Genomic DNA, 15,189 nt, shown 5'->3' with positions numbered 1-15,189 from the left:
GCGCACGGAGGCGCTCCCGCGATCGAGCCGGGGCGGGCCCGCGGCGACGGCGAAAGACCTCGGCTCTATGGTGGTCCGATGGCGTCGGTCAGGCAGTTCCAGGTCACTTTCGATTGCGCGGCACCCGAGCGTGTCGCCCGTTTCTGGTGTGAGGTGTTGGGGTACGTCGTGCCGCCGCCGCCGGACGGTTTCGCCACCTGGGACGACTTCGATCGCGCGTTGCCGGCTGAGAAGCAGGGCTCGGCGTTCGCGTGCGTCGATCCGTCGGGCGTCGGGCCGCGACTGTTCTTCCAGCGGGTTCCCGAAGGCAAGGTCGTCAAGAACCGGGTGCACCTCGACGTGCGGGTCGGCACCGGGCTGGTGGGCGAAGAGCGCCTGGCCGCGCTCGAGGCCGAGTGCGCACGGCTGCTCCCGCTCGGCGCGGTACGCGTGCGACTGCTGAAAGCCGACGGCGTCAACGAGTCGTGCCTCGTGATGCAGGACATCGAGGGCAACGAGTTCTGCCTCGACTGAGCGCCCGCGACACCACGGTCAGGCGGCGTGTGTCTGGCGGAGGAAGGTCAGCACGGCCGCCACGCGGCGGTGCACCGGCTCGTCCGCCAGGCCGAGCTTGCCGAAGATCGAGTTGACGTGTTTCTCGATCGTCGAGCTTGACAGGTGCAGCGCCTGTTCGATGCCGGCGTTGGTCTTGCCCTGGGCCATCTCGCGCAGGACGTCGAGCTCGCGCGGGGTCAGGGCGGCCAGTGCCGACGTCGTGGTGCGCGTGCGGCGGGCGACCAGGGCGTCCACCACCTGGGGGTCGATGACCGAGCCGCCGCGGGCCACCTCCCGGAGTGCGCGGATCAGCTCTTCCAGATCGCCGAGGCGGTCCTTGAGCAGGTACGCCAGCCCGGTGGTGCCGTCGCGGAGCAGGGCGAACGCGTAGCTCTCGTCGGTGTGCTGTGACAGCACGGCCACGCCGATGCCGGGGTGCTCGGCGCGGATGGCGTGCGCGGCCTCGATTCCCTCCATGTGGTGGCCGGGCGGCATGCGGATGTCCGTGAGGACGGCGTCGGGGGTGAGACGGCGTACCGCGTGGCGCAGCTGGTCGGCGTCACCCACCGCGGCGAGGACGTCGATCTCGCCGGAGTCCTCGAGCAGCCTGCGGGTGCCTTCGCGGACCAGGTAGTTGTCCTCGGCGATGACGACGCGCAGCGGGTCGCTCATGGGGTACCTCCGATGGGGATCTCGGCGCGCAGGCGGGTGCCGGCGCCGGCCCGGCCCTCGATGTGCATCGTGCCGTCGAGCGTCTCGATGCGGTCGCGCAGGTTGGTCAGGCCGCGGCCGGCGGTGACCGTGCCGGGAAAGCCGACGCCGTCGTCGTGTACGACGATCGCCAGGTGGCCGTCGGTGACGGTCAGCGCGATCCGTGCCGCGTCGGTGCGGGCGTGTTTCACGACGTTGGTCAAGGCCTCGCAGACGGTGAAGTAGGCGGCCGCCTCGACGGCGGCACCGAACCGGCGGTCGTACAGGGCGGGTTCGGCGTGTACGACGATGTCGAGGGGGAGCCGGTCGGCGCGGGCTTCGACGGCGGCCACGAGACCGCGGTCGGACAGCACCGGCGGGTGGATGCCGTGTGCCAGGTCGCGCAGGTCGGCGAGTAGCTCCCGGGCGTCGGCCTGTAGCTCGTCGAGTGCTTTGTCGGCGGAGCGTTCGCCACGGGCCAGCTGGTTGCGGACCAGGCGCAGCTTCGTGATCAGCGCGACGACATGCTGCTGGGCCCCGTCGTGCAGGTCCCGCTCGATGCGGCGGCGTTCGCTGTCCTGCGCGGCCACGATGCGGGCCCGCGACCGGGACAGCTCCTCCAGCCGCCGCGCGAGCTCGGCGGTCAGCCGCACGTTGGCGATCGCGGTGGCGGCCTGCCCTGCGAGTGTGGTCAGCAGCTGCACGTCGTCCGGGTCGTAGCCGCCGTCCTTGGCGCCGCACTCGATGCGCCCGACGCTCTCGCCGTTGCGCTCCAGCGGCACCTCCAGCGCGGTGCGGCCGTCGGGCTCGCCCGCGAGCGCGGCGGTGCCGGGCAGCGACACCCGTACCCAGCTCGCGGCGAGCCCGCGCCGCACGGTGGCGGCCAGCTCCGGTAGCAGCTCGCGCAGGTCGAGGGTCTGTTCCAGGCCGGCGCCGAACGCGGTGAGCAGCTGATAGCGGTTTACCCGGGGTCCGAACACCCAGCGGTCCGCCAGGGCGTCCAGGCGGCGCCGGACCGGCTGGAACGCCACCGCGGCGACGATGGTCAGCGCCACGGCGAGCTCGACCGGGATCCGGCTGCCCAACGTGAGGCCGGGCGCGGCGGCGAGGGCCGCGTAGGTCGCGGTGATGCCGAGGGACAGCACGCCGTAGACGAGGGAGCGGCGCACGACGAGGTCGATGTCGAAGAGGCGGTACCGCAGCACCGCGAACATGATCGCCACCGGGATGAACGCCAGCGCCAGGAACAACAGCACCGGCCCGACGCCGAACAACGGCTGCGGTACCAGCGCGGCCGCGGACAGCAGGGCCGCCAGCAGCAGCCAGCGAACCTGCCGGCGCAGCACCGCGTCGCCGGCCCGGTACCGGACCACCAGGCTGGCCAGCACCACCGCGTTGACGAGCACGTTCGCGATCTTGGCCACAAGCCACAGCGTGTCGAGGTCGTCATATCCGGGCACCACGAACCAGGCCCGCGCCAGCGGCGCCTTCAGCTGGGCACCCTCACCGCCGAGCGCGGCGACGAAGAACACGCTGCCGGCCACGACCAGCCAGACCACCGGCCGCCATCGCCGGCCGGGCAACGTGCCGTCCGGGAACAGCAGCAGCGCCAGCGGGACGCACAGGGAGATCCCCCACGGCCAGGCGTACGCGTAGACGGTCGCGAGGCCGCGCAGCACCACCTCCGGCCAGCCGTCGCGGACGCCGATGTCGACCCAGGGCACCGCGGCGGCGGTGGCCGTCTGCACGCACCCGGCGGACAGCACCAGCCACCCCACCGGGTTGCCCGGACGCTGCCACGCGATGAGCACACCGCTGACCGCGAACGACACGCCGATGACGGCCTGCGGGAGCACGAACACCCGGATCGCCTCGTCGAGGTCGTAGCCGGCGACGACCGCGCCCACCAGGGCCGCGACCGCGCACACCGCCGCCAGCCCGAACAGGCCGAAGGCGGCCACCGTCCGCCGAACCCGACTCGCCACCCATGGATCGTGCCCCGGAGCCGTCGCGCCGGTCCAGGAGGTGCTCCGCGGTCCCACCCCGAGGCTGGCCACGGGGTCGGCACTGTGTCCCCGCCACGTTCCGGGCGAACCCCTGCTGTTCCTACGGTCGGCTCAATCACCGACTGAGTGGAGAGAAGCCATGGACATCACGAGGCTCGGCCGCGCGGCCACGTCCACCCTGATCGCCGGCGCGTTGCTGCACCTGGCCGTGGGCGTCGCCCAGTTCGTCAATCCCGTGGACCCGGAGCACCCCGGCCTGGCGTTCACGATCGCGACAACCACCTCGCACCTGCTGGTCCTCACCGGAGTACTCGCGCTCGCCGCGTCCGGTGCCGCCGGCTCCGGCCGGCTGCCCCGGATCGGCCTGCCGCTCGCCGGCCTGGGCTGGGCGCTGATCGCGGCGGCGGAGCTGACGGTCGGGGTGGACTTCACGGTCGCCAAGGCTATGTTCGGCGCCGGCGACCCGCTGATCGGCCTGGGCATGACCCTGACCGGCGTCGAGGTCCTGCGCACCGGCCGCTGGCACGGCTGGCGCCGCTTCGCGCCACTGGCCTGCGGCCTGTACCCGTTCGCCGTGGAGCTGCCCGCCTTCGCGGTCTTCGGCATGCCGAACACGCCCGCGATCACCGGCATCGGCCTGGTCTGGCTCACCCTGGGAGTCGCGCTGCGGCTGGAGGTTCCGGCGGAGTCGCCGGCTCGGCCGCGCGCGGCCGCGACCCGCGGAACGACGGGTGCCGACTACCGATGACCTGATCGGCCCGCGGCCGGTTGGCGGCGGCGCGTCAGCAGGTAGCCGGCGTAGGCGGCGACCGCGACCGCCGCCAACACCGCGGGCGGCCCGACGACCGCGCGGGCGCCGCCGCGCGAGGCCATCGCGGTCCCGAAGGACTGGTCGGACAGCAGCGACCAGCGCGACCGCCAGGACAGGGCCGATCCGGTCGAGAGCGCGGAGCCGACGGACAGGATCGACCCGGCGGAGCCGATGCTGCCAACGGAGGCGATCGAGCCGACACTGCCGATCGACAGCATCGAACCGTGTGAGCCGATCGACAGCACCGAATCGGTGGACCACAGCGACAGGCGCGAGGAGCCGGTGGAGGTCATGAGCAGATTGTGGACCCCGCCGAGGTGGCGCCGCATTGGTATCCTCCCGCGCGTGATCATCTTCGGCTTGTCCGTCTTCTACTTCATGGGTCTGATCGGCAAGGGCCGCTTCGCCTGCCCCAACTGCGGTGGCGACCGCGACTACGAGCACCGCACCGCCCGGCGCTTCTTCACCCTGTTCTTCGTGCCGGTGATCCCGCTCGACAAGGTCGGCGAGGTCGTGCGGTGCCAGACCTGCCGGGTCCGCTTCGACCCCGCCGTGCTGGCCGCGCCCACCAGCGCCCAGCTCGCCAGCGCGCTCCCGGCCGGGATGCGGGCCGCCGCCGCGGTCATCCTGCGCGCCGGCGGCACCTCCGAGGCCGCCGTCGGCGCCGCGCTCGCCGCCGTGCGTTCGGCCGGCGCCGAGGGGTACGACGTGGCGCACCTCCAGGCCGACGTCAGCCGGCCCGCCGAGGCGGTCGTCGAGCCGCTGCGCGCCCTGGCCGCGCACCTGACCCTGGACGCGCGCGAACGCTACCTCGCGGAGGCGGCCCGGATCGGCGTCGCCGACGGCGCGCTCAACCCCGCCGAGCGGGAGGCGCTCGGCTGGCTCGCCAGCACCCTCGGCCTCACGCCCGCCCACGCGCTCGGCGTCATCACCACCGTGGAGCAGTCCGCCCGGCTCGGTTGAGCCATCCCGCACCGGGTAACCGACGGGGACGGCACAACCGAACCCGCCGGGAGGGTAACGATGTCACGGTACGGGGACGAGGTCGCCGCGCTGGCCGCGCCGCTCGGCGGCCCCGACGACCTCGACGTACTGCTCGACCGGGTCGGCACGGCCCGCGTCGTGATGCTGGGCGAGGCCAGCCACGGCACGCACGAGTACTACCACTGGCGCGCCCAGCTCACCCAGCGACTGATCGAGGAAGCCGCGTTCTCGTTCGTCGCGGTGGAGGGCGACTGGCCCGACTGCGACCGCGTCAACCGCAGCGTCCGCCTCGAAGCGGGCGCGCCGGAGGACCCGCGGGCGGCGCTCGCCACGTTCGAGCGGTGGCCGACCTGGATGTGGGCCAACGACGAGGTCGCCGACTTCTGCCAGTGGCTGCGCTGGCACAACGCGCAGGCCGACCCAGAGGTGCGCGCCGGCTTCCATGGCCTCGACGTGTACTCGCTGTGGGAGTCGCTCCGCGAGATCCTCGTCTACCTGCGCGAGCACGATCCCGGGCAGGTGCCCGCCGCGCTCGCCGCGTACCAGTGCTTCGAGCCGTACGCGGAGGACGCCCAGCTGTACGCGCTGGCCACCCGCTTCGTCGCGGCCGGGTGCGAGAACGAGGTGGTCGACCTGCTCGTGCGGCTGCGGTCGCGGGCACAGGAGGGCGGTGGCCCTTCGGCATCGGCCTCGGCGGCCGCGGAACGCTTCGGCGCGTGGCAGAACGCCGAGGTGGTCGCCGGCGCCGAACGCTACTACCGCGCCATGGTCCGCGGCGGCCGCGACTCCTGGAACGTGCGCGACCGCCACATGGACGCCACCCTCGCCCGCCTGCTCGACCACTACGGCCCGGAGTCGAAGGCCGTGGTGTGGGCGCACAACTCGCACGTCGGCGACGCCCGCGCCACCGACATGGGCGGCCGCGGCGAGGTGAACATCGGCCAGCTGGCCCGCGAACGCCACGGCGCGGACGGCGTCGTCCTGGTCGGCTTCGGCAGCCACCACGGCACGGTCGTCGCCGGCGACGGGTGGGGCGCGCCGATGGAGGAGATGGTCGTGCCGCCGGCCCGCGAGGCCGCGCTGGAAGGCGTGCTGCACGCGGCGGCGCCGGCCCGCGCGGTCTTCGTCTTCTCCCGCGACGACCGCCCCGACCTGCTCACCGACGCTCTCGACCACCGCGCGATCGGCGTGGTCTACCACCCGGAACGCGACCGGTGGAACAACTACGTGCCCACCGTCCTCGGCGACCGCTACGACGCGTTCTGCTGGTTCGACGAAAGCCGCGCGGTGGCCCCGATGCCGGTGCCGGCTTCGCCGGTCTTCGAACCCGAGACCTACCCGACCGGCGTCTGAAGTCCTTTGACCGTCGGGGTCACGCGGGCCAGCCAGCGTCAGGCGGCCAGCAGCACCACGTCGCCGGGGCGCCGCACCGGTGCCTGCGGCTGCGGGCGCGGCATGGGCGCGACCCGCGTGACGAGATGGAGCCGCACCTCGGTCAGGAAGTCGGCGAGGTCGAACCCGAGCGCCTCGCAGACCGCCGCCAGCACCTCGGAGCTGGCCTCCTTGCGACCCCGCTCCACTTCGGACAGATAGGGCAGGGACACGCGGGCCGCGCGGGCCACGTCGGCGAGCGTGCGCCGCTGCGCGATCCGCCGGCGCCGCAGCACGTCACCCACGAGCGTGCGCAACAACGGCTGGTCGCGGTGCCCGCCCGGTCCGATGTACGCCACGTCCGACATCCGCTCACCATACGTGCGGGGCTGAACCGCCGAGCGCCGATTTCGCGCTCAGCGTAGGCGACGCGTCCCGTCCGGATGCTCGGGAATGATCGCACCATGTCCCACTCCCGGTCCGGCGGTGACGCAACCTCTGGCGAAACGGTCCTCGTGGTGGGCGCGGGCATCGTCGGCGCCTCGGTGGCCTACCACGCCGCCCGGGCCGGTGCCGCCGTGACCCTGGTCGACGCCGGGCGGCCGGGTGCCGGCGTCACGGCGGGCTCGTTCGCCTGGATCGGAGCGTCCGGCGTCCGCACCGGTCCGGCCGCCGCGGCGCGGGCGACCGCGACCCGGGAGTACCGCCGGCTCGAGGCCGAACTCCCCGGACTCCCGGTCACCTGGTCCGGCTCGCTGTCCTGGGGTGCGGCGGACCGCGCGCCGGAGCCCGGGCCCGGGCAGGAGATCGTGGACGCGGCCGCCGCGGCGGCGCTCGAGCCCGCCCTGCGGCAGCCCCTGCCGTGGGCGGTCTGGGCACCCGGCGACGGCGCCGCCGACCCGGTGGGCGTGACCGAGCGGCTCGTCGCGGGTGCCCGCGCCCATGGCGCCCGGGTCCATCCGGACACCCCGGTCACCGCGGTCCGCCGGGACGCGGCGGGTCGGGTCGTCGGGGTCGAGACGGCCGCCGGGCCTCTCTCCGGCGCGACGGTGGTGCTCGCGGCCGGGGTGGCCACGGCCGCGCTGGGCGCCCCGCTCGGCGTGCACATCCCGGTCGACCCGTCGCCGGCGACGCTCTTCCGGCTTCGCGCCCCGGCCGGTCTGGTCCGCACCGTGGTCAACACACCGGACTTCGATCTCCGGCAGGTCGCCCCGGACCGGCTGCTCGCCGCCGCGGACTCGCCCGAAAGGACTCTCGCCGCCGTCCGTTCCACCTTCCGCGGCACCGCGGACGTCGAGCTGCTCGGCACCCGGGTCGGCCTACGCCCCATGCCGGCCGACGGCGAGCCGATCGTCGGCCCGGTCGCCGAGGTGCCCGGCCTCTACGTGGCGGTGCTGCATTCCGCGGTCACGCTCGCCCCGGCCGTCGGCCGCCTTGTCGCGCGGGAGCTGGTCGACGGCACCGTCGAGCCGCTGCTGGCGGGCTGCCGCCTCGACCGCTTCTGAGCGGGGCCGACCTGGCTGGGTCGACGGCCAGCGCGCCAGTGCGGTGGCGGCCTTCGGCCGCCGCTCACCCGGGCCGGCGAAGCCGGCCAACGTCGTGGGCCACCGCGCTAGCGGGCCCGGCCCTCGCGGAGCATGGCGACCGACTTCGCCACCCGGGCGGCCCGGGTGTCGGCCTTCTTCGCCGACGTGACCTGCGTGACGTGCCACATCTGCTTGCTGTGCGTGAGCGTGTCCCAGAACGCCTTGGCCGCCGTGTCACCGGCCAAAGCCGCGGCCAGGTCGTCCGGCACCTCCGCCTCGCGCGGCGCGGTGTCGAGCTCCACGTCCACGTCGAGTACCTCGCCGGCCCGTACCCCGGCGGCCGCGCGGCGCTCGCCACTGACGCCGAGCAGGAAGCGGCCGCCCATGCGGGCGATGGACGTGCGGAAGCGGTACCCGTTGACCGTCACGGCCACCTTGGGATGCCTTCCGCCGCCGAGCGACTCGACCAGTTCCTCCGGCACCTCGAAACCGGCGGTCGTGGCGCCGGTGGCCTCCAGCTCCGCGCGAAACCTCATGACGGTCCTCCCGATCGGCGTTTGCGTCCACCGGCTCAGACGGGCCGGCCCGCGAAAACTCATCGCCCGCCGAGCATTGTGCTCGCCGGCCGGCGAGGGCACCGCGCCGGTGAGGCCGGCTGGTAACGTCGCCGGGTGGCACGATTCCGCAGCCCGCAGGTCATCCTGTTCAGCGGGGACCTGCCCCGCGCCGCCGCCTTCTACGAGGGCCTGGGGTTCACCGAGACGTTCCGGACGCCACGCGAGGGCGAGCCGATCCACATCGACCTCGCCCTCGACGGATACCGGATCGGCCTCGCCTCGGTCGCGTCCACACGGGACGACCACGGCCTCGACCCGGTCGCGCACGGCCAGCGCGCGGCGGTCGTCCTGTGGACCGACGACGTGGCGGCGGCCTACACGACCCTCACCGACGGCGGGACGCCCGGCCTCACGGGCCCGCACGAGTGGCTGGGCCGGCTGCTGATCGCCTGGGTCACCGACCCGGACGGCCATCCCGTCCAGCTCGTCCAGACACTGTAGACGGACGCGTGGCCGCTGCTCCCGGCCTCACCCCGTCCGCCGCTGGTCCGGCGGCGGTAGGCGCGGCCTCCTCGGCGGTGCTCGCGCTGGCGACCGTGGTCTTCGTGGTCCGGCGGTCGCGGCCGAGCTGACCGCGGTGGCGAGGGCGTGAGCGTCAAGCCGGGCGGGGTGCTCGCGAAGGAATCCGCCGTCAACGGAGCCGGCGGTCGGCGTCGGTCAGCCAGGCGGCGACGAGCGCCTCGCTGGCGGCCCAGAGCGCGGCCCGCCGATCGGCGCGCCGGGCCCGGTCGGGGATGCGGATACGTCGCATCCCCGGTCCGACGAAGGCGCCACCGAAGCCGGCCGCGTCGGGGTCGGCGGCCAGGCGGGCGGGGACCGTCGCTGCCTTCGCCGGCGGCGCGCCGAACCGGCGTTGCAGCGCGGCGGCCACGGCCCGCAGCGGGCGGGACGGGCCGTGCGCGTTGGCGAACACATCGGTCGCGACGAGCCCGGGGTAGACGCACGTCACGGCGATCCGGGTCGCCTCTACCCGCTCGGCGAGCTCCACGGCGAGGAGGTCGTTGGCGAACTGGCTGCGCCCGGACACCCGCAGGCCGCGCCCGCCGTGCCGCAGCTGGAGGTCGGCGAGGTCGAGGGTGTCGCGGTAGCGGCCGGCGTTGGCGACCAGCACCACCCGTCCCGACGGCGACCCGGTGAGCGGCGGTAGCAGCCGGCGGGCCAGCAGGTAGCGGGACAGGTAGTTGAGCGCCAGGGTGCGCTCCAGGCCCTCGGCGGTCCACTCGGCCACAGTGGACAGTACGCCGGCGCACAGCACCAGCGCGTCCAACCGGTCGGTGTGACCGGTCACCTCATGGGCGACCCTGGCAGTGTCGCTCATCAGGGCGAGGTCCGCCCGGATGAACGTGTGACCGGTCCCCACCAGGCCGCCCAGCACCGCCCGACCCCGCTCCGCGTCCCGCCCGACGATGAGCACCCGGTGCTCCCGCCGGGCCAGCTCCGCCGCGACCGCGGCGCCTATCCCACCCGTGCCGCCGGTCACGACGGCGGTTCGTCTGTCTCTCACGAGGTCGACGCTAGGGCGGCCAAGCGAGACACTCTATGGGTGAGCGTCCGGCAAACCACAGTGTCCGTCTCGCACGACCTGCTGAGCAGCGTACTGCGGGAGGCACGGTTCGAAAGCGCCGCGTACCGGTGGCTGGAGCTCGGCGCGCCGTTCCGCGTCCGTTTCGACCACCCCGACCTGCGCGGCGTGCACCTCGTCACGCGCGGCGCCTGCGACCTGGTGTTCGACGACGGCACGACCGAGCGCGTGGAGCCGGGCGACCTGGTGATCCTGCCCCGCGGCGACGCCCACGAGATCCGCTCGCCCGGCGCCGCCTCCGCCTCCGCGACCTCCGGCTTCGCGCTCGCCATGCGTACCGCCGGAAACCGGCTGCGCGCCGGTGGGCCCACAGTGGACACCGAGGTGGTGTGCGGCGCGTTCCTCGTCGGGGAGGCCGACCACCCCGCGCTGTCCGGGCTGCCCCGCACGATCCGGCTGCCCGGAGCCGGAGGCCGCCCCGCCGCGTGGCTGGCCCCGCTGATCGAGGCGCTGACCGCCGAGGCGGCCGACGGCGGCCCGGGCAGCGACCTGGTGATGGCCCGGCTCTCCGACGCCATGCTGGTGCGGGCGCTGCGCCACCACAGCGCGGCCGTCGACCGGCCGGGCTGGCTCGCCGGACTCGCCGACCCGTACGTGGCCGCCGCCCTCGCCGCCCTGCACGCCGACCCCGCCCACCCGTGGACCCTCGCCGGTCTGGCTCGCACGGCGGGGCTGTCCCGGGCCGCGTTCGCGGCGCGGTTCACCGGCCGGGTGGGTGAGCCGGCCATGCGCTACCTACAGGCGCTGCGGCTGCGCCGGGCCCGCGCCCTGCTCGGCGACCAGCGGGTCACGGTGGCGGCGGTGGCGGCCCAGGTGGGCTACACCTCCGATGTGGCCTTCGCCGCCGCGTTCAAGCGCGAGTTCGGGGTGTCACCCGGCGCGTACCGCCGCTCCGGTGTCCGCTGAGGCCGTCGCGGTCCAGTAGATCGCCCGGCCCACCTGCGCGAAGAGGCCCTTCGGGTGGGCCCGGAAGAGCGGCTCGGTGCCGAAGAGGACCGCCGCCGTGCCGCGCGGCCCGACACCGGACACCACCGCCGCCTGCCCGGCCGCCTCCGCAGGGCCACCGGTGCCGTCGTCGGGGTCGGCGATCCAGTGGCCGGCGACGAGCGGCGTCGCGGCGTACCGCTGGTCGACGGTCACACCCGCGCCCAGGTCGGTGAACCACAGCGGCGCGTACACGAACGAGTGCGGCAGCGCTCCCGCGCCGACCGGGCCGGGTCCATTGCGGACGGAGACCACGCCGTTGGCGTCCGTGCGGCCGGCGACCGCGCGCGCCGGGAGCACACCGGCGTCGGAGTTGAACCTAGCGCCGGTCGCCCCGCGGGTGACGACGCCGCCCCGGGCGAGCAGCGCGTCCACTTGGGACTTCGCCGCGGCGTTGAGGGCCTGATAGGACAGTCCGGAGGAGACGACGAGAGTGTCCACCTCGGACAAGTCGTAGCCGGCGTTGAGTGCCGCCGTGGATACCGGCCGCACGTCGAAGCCCAACTGGCGGAGCACGAACAGCTCGTCGGCGGATACCGCGACCGCCAGCACCGGCTTGGTCAGCACCCGGCCACCGGCGTGCGGCCGGGCGGCGGTGAAGCGCACACCCAGCCGGTCGGCGAGGCCGGCCGCGGTACGCCGCGCGGCGGCCGGTACCAGGATCGTGCCGTCGTCCTGGCGGCGGAGCCGGACGCCCGCGTCGAGCAGCGCGTTGACGGCCTGGACGTCCTTGCCGTCGGTGACGGTGAGCGCCAGGTCGCGTCCGGGCGGGGCGAGCACGCCACCGGTCGGACCGGCCACGGCGACCGGCGAGGTCGGCACGCGCGGCGCCGCCCACCGGCTGGTGTGGACGGTGGCACCCCAGAGCAGGCCGTGGCTCCAGCCGGAGATGTCGTACATCTGCGGCACCAGCGCGGAGATGTCGCGCCCGGCCTCGAGGATCGCGTTGGCGAGGCCGCGCTTGGGCTGGCGCATGTCGACCACATAGGACCCAGCCGGATGCCACGTGCCGGCCAGCGCGAACGGTGCCTTCGCCCGCCGCACCCGCACGTCGTGCGCGACGAGCAGGTCGACGAGGCGGGCGGCGGCGGCCGGCGAGCGCTGGCCGGACCCGGCCGGGATCACGTACGCGCGCGGGAACTCGGTCGTGTACCGGTCTTCCGGCCCGAAGCCCGGCACGTACCCGTCCGGGATGTGCCGCTGCGGCTCGCCCGCCCAGCCGCGGCGGAAGAGCTCGATCTGGTCGGCGACAAGCGCCGCGCGGTGGGTGTCCGCGTACCCGATGGCGGCCCGGATCGTCGCCGCCGCCACGTCGGTGTTGACGGCTGAGCGGCGGCGCAGCTCCTCGACCGGCAGGCCGTCGTACGCGCCCCGGTTGACCTGGAGCGGCACCTCGACGGTGTGGCCGACCGCGCCGTGGTAGATGGCGTACATCGGGGTGAAGATGGGCGGCCAGTCGTCCCAGTCGCCGGGGGCGTAGTCGCGGAACGGGATGTCCGCCCGCGCCGTCTCCGGGTGACCGAGCGCGGCGATCGCGGCCTCCATGCCGAGCGCGTTCGGGTAGGCGTGCCGGATGTAGAGGTCGTAGTCGTAGTTCTGCCCGTGCGGCGCGGTGCTCGGCTCGATGAGCGTCGTGCCGGTGTAGCCGTGCTCGTCGAGCATCAGCACCGGCTGGGTCGCGATCACCACGTCGCGCACCGCCCGCGACTCCGGCTGGCTGGACGTGACGTGGTCGCGGTTGACGTCGAAGCCGGCGCCGTTGACCCGGGTGCCGGCCACCCGCCCGTCGGGGTTGTTGGTGACCGTGAAGTACAGCCGGGTACGCTCCAGCAGCCGCCGCGTCGCGGGGTCCGTGGCGGTCGCGAGCTGGCCGATCACGCGGAGCGCGCCGTCGGTGCCCTCCCACTCGTCGCCGTGGATGTTTCCGTTGAACCACACCGGCGTCTTGTATCCGGCCCGCAGCCCCCGGTCGCGCGCCGCCGCCCGCGGGTCGTCCTCGATGAGCCGCCGCCACCGGTCCTGCCGCCGCGTCTGGCTCGCGTGCTCCGGTGCGGTCACTGTGACGAGGTAGAGGTCACGGCCCAATGTGGACTGACCCACCACCTCGACCGAGACCCGGTCGCTGCGGGCCTGGAGGTCGTTGAGCAGGGGGGCGATCCCGTGGTACGGCACGAGGCCGAGCTTGACGGCCCGGTCGGTGGGATCCACCGGGTACACCCGGAGCCTTGTCTGCCGCGGGTAGCCGGCCGTCTTCGTGGGCTGGTTGTGCCCCTGTGCGCGGGCGTCGGCCGCCGCCGCCACGAGGGGGTCGGTGGCGGCGACCTCGTGGCGCTCGGGCCCGTTGCCCGGCTCGCGGGTGGCGCGCTCGCCGGGCGCCGGCGGACCGTGCGGAGCGGCGGCGGCCGGGGTCGCCGGCAGCGCGACGGCGAGGGAGAGGAGGGCGGCGAGGACACGCGGGGTTCGGGGCACAGCGGCACCTCCAAGGTGGACGTGTGAACGATCGTTCCGACCCCATCGACGCCGGTCAACAGCCAGTACATTGCGATTCGCCTACGGCACGGCGCGGCTACTCAGGGTGCGCGTTCTTCGCGGCATCGGTCCGCCGAACGGCCGACTCTTCTGGTACCGCAGGATGATCTTTGTGCCTGGCCAGGGGGTGTGTCGGGCGGATATCGCCGGCCAAACCAGACATTCCCTCCGCACGGCCCGAGTGCAGCTCACGTTGAGGTTGAGGGTTCGGGGTGGCGTACGCACCATCGGTACCGCTAGCGTCCCCGCGTCTCACCTTTCGTTTTCCTTAACACCTCTCCCACGGGAGTCATTTGATGAACGTTCGTACCCGCGCCCTGGCCTTCGCCGGCGCCGCGGCCGTCGGCCTCGTGGCCACGGGCGCCTTCGCCGCGCCGGCGCTCGCAGCGGGCCCGACCGACCTCGCGCTCACCCTGAGTGGCACCACGCTGGCCGCGACCACGTCGGGCAAGGTGGCCACCGCGACCGTCACCAACAAGGGTGCCGAGACCGCGGACGAGGTCGTCATCACCTTCGACCTGAGCGGGCTCGACACGAGTGTCGTCGAGGTGCCGCTGCCGGACGCCGACGCGTGCGAGCAGACCGGCTCCAAGATCGCTTGTGGCGTGATCCCGGTCAAGCCGGGCGAAAACCTCGACCTGGTGTTCGCCCTGGTGCGCAAGGGCGACGGCACCCCGGGCAAGCTGACCGCGACGGTGTCGCACGGCGCCGACGACGCGGTCTCCACCAACGACAGCGCCACCGCGACGGTGACCGTCAGCGAGAGCACCGGCCCGGACCTCACCACGGTCGCGCCGGACGTGCCGCTGAACGAAGAGGGCCTGACCGGCACCGTGGCGCCGGGCGAGGAGACCGAGCTCTTCTACTACGTGATCAACTTCGGCGACGAGGCGGTGCAGGGCCTCAAGGTCAAGCTCAACCTCCCCGAGCACGTCACGTTCGTGGAGAAGCGGAAGGACTGCGAGTACGCGGCGGACAACCGCAGCGCCGTCTGCACCTTCGACGTCGGGCTGATCCCGGCCGACGAGGACACCGGTGAGGGCGCGCCGTACTCGGCGATCCAGATCGACGTCCACGTCCTCAAGGTCGCCGACGACGCGCCCGCCCCGGCGGTGCTCGACGGTGGCGTGGTGAGCGCCGAGGGCATCAAGACCGTCGAGACGCCCGAGGTGGCCCGCCTGGCGAGCGCCGCCCTGCCCGAGGGTGTCAAGGGCGTGTCGGCCAAGGACATCGACGAGAGCGACAACACCGACGAGTTCTCCGTGCACCTGGCGAAGGCCGGCGGCGGCGGTGGCGGCGGCGAGCTGCCCGTCACCGGCGTGCAGGCCGGCCTGATCGGCGGCGTCGGCCTGGTCGTCGTGGCCGGCGGCGGCGCGATGCTGCTCATGTCCCGCCGGCGGCGCGTCGTGCTCGCCGTCCCGGACGACGAGAAGCCGACCGCCTGAACCAGCGGATCGCGAAGGGCCCGGCGCCGGTGGCGCCGGGCCCTTTCGCTGCCCGTCCGCGGCCGCTTCGCCGGTCGGTGAAGGGTGCGGTGCCCGTCGGGCCTTTGCGG

15 protein-coding genes and 1 pseudogene are annotated in these 15,189 nt (G+C 74.1%); 9 read left to right on the top strand and 7 right to left on the bottom strand.

The genetic code is table 11. The features are described from left to right. The first annotated feature begins 78 nt into the window (after window positions 1-78). Window positions 79-513, top strand: coding sequence for a VOC family protein (locus tag ACTMTJ_RS14160; protein ID WP_441216819.1), 435 nt, complete (start codon window positions 79-81; stop codon window positions 511-513). Window positions 514-531: 18 nt separating this feature from the next. Here ACTMTJ_RS14160 and ACTMTJ_RS14155 read toward each other — a convergent pair whose 3' ends face one another. Together ACTMTJ_RS14155 and ACTMTJ_RS14150 are read right to left on the bottom strand one after the other, a co-directional pair. Continuing rightward, window positions 532-1,206, bottom strand: a complete 675-nt coding sequence (locus tag ACTMTJ_RS14155) for a response regulator transcription factor (protein ID WP_441216818.1) — start codon at window positions 1,204-1,206, stop codon at window positions 532-534. Then, window positions 1,203-3,209: a histidine kinase gene (locus tag ACTMTJ_RS14150; protein WP_441216817.1), complete on the bottom strand. Its 2,007-nt coding sequence runs from the start codon at window positions 3,207-3,209 to the stop codon at window positions 1,203-1,205. The genes ACTMTJ_RS14155 and ACTMTJ_RS14150 overlap by 4 nt, the downstream gene beginning before the upstream one ends. Window positions 3,210-3,369: 160 nt before the next feature. Here ACTMTJ_RS14150 and ACTMTJ_RS14145 point away from each other — a divergent pair, with 160 nt between their 5' ends. Then, window positions 3,370-3,978 (top strand): hypothetical protein, encoded by a 609-nt coding sequence (locus tag ACTMTJ_RS14145; protein WP_441216816.1) that lies wholly within the window; start codon window positions 3,370-3,372, stop codon window positions 3,976-3,978. Here the strand turns inward: ACTMTJ_RS14145 and ACTMTJ_RS14140 are convergent. Beyond that, window positions 3,969-4,334, bottom strand: coding sequence for a hypothetical protein (locus ACTMTJ_RS14140; RefSeq protein ID WP_441216815.1), 366 nt, complete (start codon window positions 4,332-4,334; stop codon window positions 3,969-3,971). The genes ACTMTJ_RS14145 and ACTMTJ_RS14140 overlap by 10 nt on opposite strands. Window positions 4,335-4,386: 52 nt before the next feature. Between ACTMTJ_RS14140 and ACTMTJ_RS14135 the strand changes: the two genes are divergently transcribed. Both ACTMTJ_RS14135 and ACTMTJ_RS14130 read left to right on the top strand, forming a co-directional pair. Next, window positions 4,387-5,004: a zinc-ribbon domain-containing protein gene (locus ACTMTJ_RS14135; RefSeq protein WP_441216814.1), complete on the top strand. Its 618-nt coding sequence runs from the start codon at window positions 4,387-4,389 to the stop codon at window positions 5,002-5,004. A 60-nt stretch (window positions 5,005-5,064) separates the two neighbouring features. Next, window positions 5,065-6,378, top strand: a complete 1,314-nt coding sequence (locus ACTMTJ_RS14130) for an erythromycin esterase family protein (RefSeq protein WP_441216813.1) — start codon at window positions 5,065-5,067, stop codon at window positions 6,376-6,378. Between the two features lie 101 nt (window positions 6,379-6,479). Here the strand turns inward: ACTMTJ_RS14130 and ACTMTJ_RS14125 are convergent. Next, a pseudogene (locus ACTMTJ_RS14125) lies at window positions 6,480-6,764 on the bottom strand (helix-turn-helix domain-containing protein); the annotation flags it as partial. A gap of 96 nt (window positions 6,765-6,860) precedes the next feature. Here ACTMTJ_RS14125 and ACTMTJ_RS14120 point away from each other — a divergent pair. Then, entirely contained in the window at window positions 6,861-7,901 is a 1,041-nt protein-coding gene (locus ACTMTJ_RS14120) for an NAD(P)/FAD-dependent oxidoreductase (protein WP_441216812.1), read from the top strand. A 107-nt stretch (window positions 7,902-8,008) separates the two neighbouring features. On the opposite strand, the gene ACTMTJ_RS14115 is transcribed toward ACTMTJ_RS14120, so the two are convergent. After that, window positions 8,009-8,458: a YdeI/OmpD-associated family protein gene (locus tag ACTMTJ_RS14115; RefSeq protein ID WP_441216811.1), complete on the bottom strand. Its 450-nt coding sequence runs from the start codon at window positions 8,456-8,458 to the stop codon at window positions 8,009-8,011. Between the two features lie 135 nt (window positions 8,459-8,593). On the opposite strand from ACTMTJ_RS14115, the gene ACTMTJ_RS14110 reads away from it, so the two are divergent. Together ACTMTJ_RS14110 and ACTMTJ_RS14105 are read left to right on the top strand one after the other, a co-directional pair. Further along, entirely contained in the window at window positions 8,594-8,980 is a 387-nt protein-coding gene (locus ACTMTJ_RS14110; protein WP_441216810.1) for a VOC family protein, read from the top strand. 8 nt (window positions 8,981-8,988) lie between these two features. After that, complete coding sequence (locus tag ACTMTJ_RS14105) at window positions 8,989-9,111, top strand: hypothetical protein (protein WP_441216809.1); 123 nt, start codon at window positions 8,989-8,991, stop codon at window positions 9,109-9,111. A gap of 59 nt (window positions 9,112-9,170) precedes the next feature. Here ACTMTJ_RS14105 and ACTMTJ_RS14100 read toward each other — a convergent pair whose 3' ends face one another. Beyond that, window positions 9,171-10,043: an SDR family NAD(P)-dependent oxidoreductase gene (locus tag ACTMTJ_RS14100; protein ID WP_441216808.1), complete on the bottom strand. Its 873-nt coding sequence runs from the start codon at window positions 10,041-10,043 to the stop codon at window positions 9,171-9,173. A gap of 39 nt (window positions 10,044-10,082) precedes the next feature. Between ACTMTJ_RS14100 and ACTMTJ_RS14095 the strand changes: the two genes are divergently transcribed. After that, window positions 10,083-11,027 (top strand): cupin domain-containing protein, encoded by a 945-nt coding sequence (locus tag ACTMTJ_RS14095; RefSeq protein WP_441216807.1) that lies wholly within the window; start codon window positions 10,083-10,085, stop codon window positions 11,025-11,027. On the opposite strand, the gene ACTMTJ_RS14090 is transcribed toward ACTMTJ_RS14095, so the two are convergent. Beyond that, on the bottom strand, window positions 10,992-13,574 hold the full coding sequence (locus ACTMTJ_RS14090; RefSeq protein WP_441216806.1) for a M14 family zinc carboxypeptidase: 2,583 nt from the start codon (window positions 13,572-13,574) through the stop codon (window positions 10,992-10,994). The genes ACTMTJ_RS14095 and ACTMTJ_RS14090 overlap by 36 nt on opposite strands. A 356-nt stretch (window positions 13,575-13,930) precedes the next feature. Between ACTMTJ_RS14090 and ACTMTJ_RS14085 the strand changes: the two genes are divergently transcribed. After that, entirely contained in the window at window positions 13,931-15,079 is a 1,149-nt protein-coding gene (locus ACTMTJ_RS14085; RefSeq protein WP_441216805.1) for a hypothetical protein, read from the top strand. Window positions 15,080-15,189 lie beyond the last annotated feature (110 nt).

Source organism: Phytohabitans sp. LJ34, from assembly GCF_052068095.1.
In the GTDB taxonomy this organism is placed as follows: domain Bacteria; phylum Actinomycetota; class Actinomycetes; order Mycobacteriales; family Micromonosporaceae; genus Phytohabitans.
This window is presented reverse-complemented; position numbering and strand designations above follow the sequence as displayed.

Coding starts and splice junctions, on each gene's coding strand:
- ACTMTJ_RS14160 (WP_441216819.1), top strand. CDS start 79: ATGGCGTCGGTCAGGCAGTTCCAGGTCACTTTCGATTGCGCGGCACCC.
- ACTMTJ_RS14115 (WP_441216811.1), bottom strand. CDS start 8,458: ATGAGGTTTCGCGCGGAGCTGGAGGCCACCGGCGCCACGACCGCCGGT.
- ACTMTJ_RS14120 (WP_441216812.1), top strand. CDS start 6,861: ATGTCCCACTCCCGGTCCGGCGGTGACGCAACCTCTGGCGAAACGGTC.
- ACTMTJ_RS14085 (WP_441216805.1), top strand. CDS start 13,931: ATGAACGTTCGTACCCGCGCCCTGGCCTTCGCCGGCGCCGCGGCCGTC.
- ACTMTJ_RS14145 (WP_441216816.1), top strand. CDS start 3,370: ATGGACATCACGAGGCTCGGCCGCGCGGCCACGTCCACCCTGATCGCC.
- ACTMTJ_RS14155 (WP_441216818.1), bottom strand. CDS start 1,206: ATGAGCGACCCGCTGCGCGTCGTCATCGCCGAGGACAACTACCTGGTC.
- ACTMTJ_RS14140 (WP_441216815.1), bottom strand. CDS start 4,334: ATGACCTCCACCGGCTCCTCGCGCCTGTCGCTGTGGTCCACCGATTCG.
- ACTMTJ_RS14130 (WP_441216813.1), top strand. CDS start 5,065: ATGTCACGGTACGGGGACGAGGTCGCCGCGCTGGCCGCGCCGCTCGGC.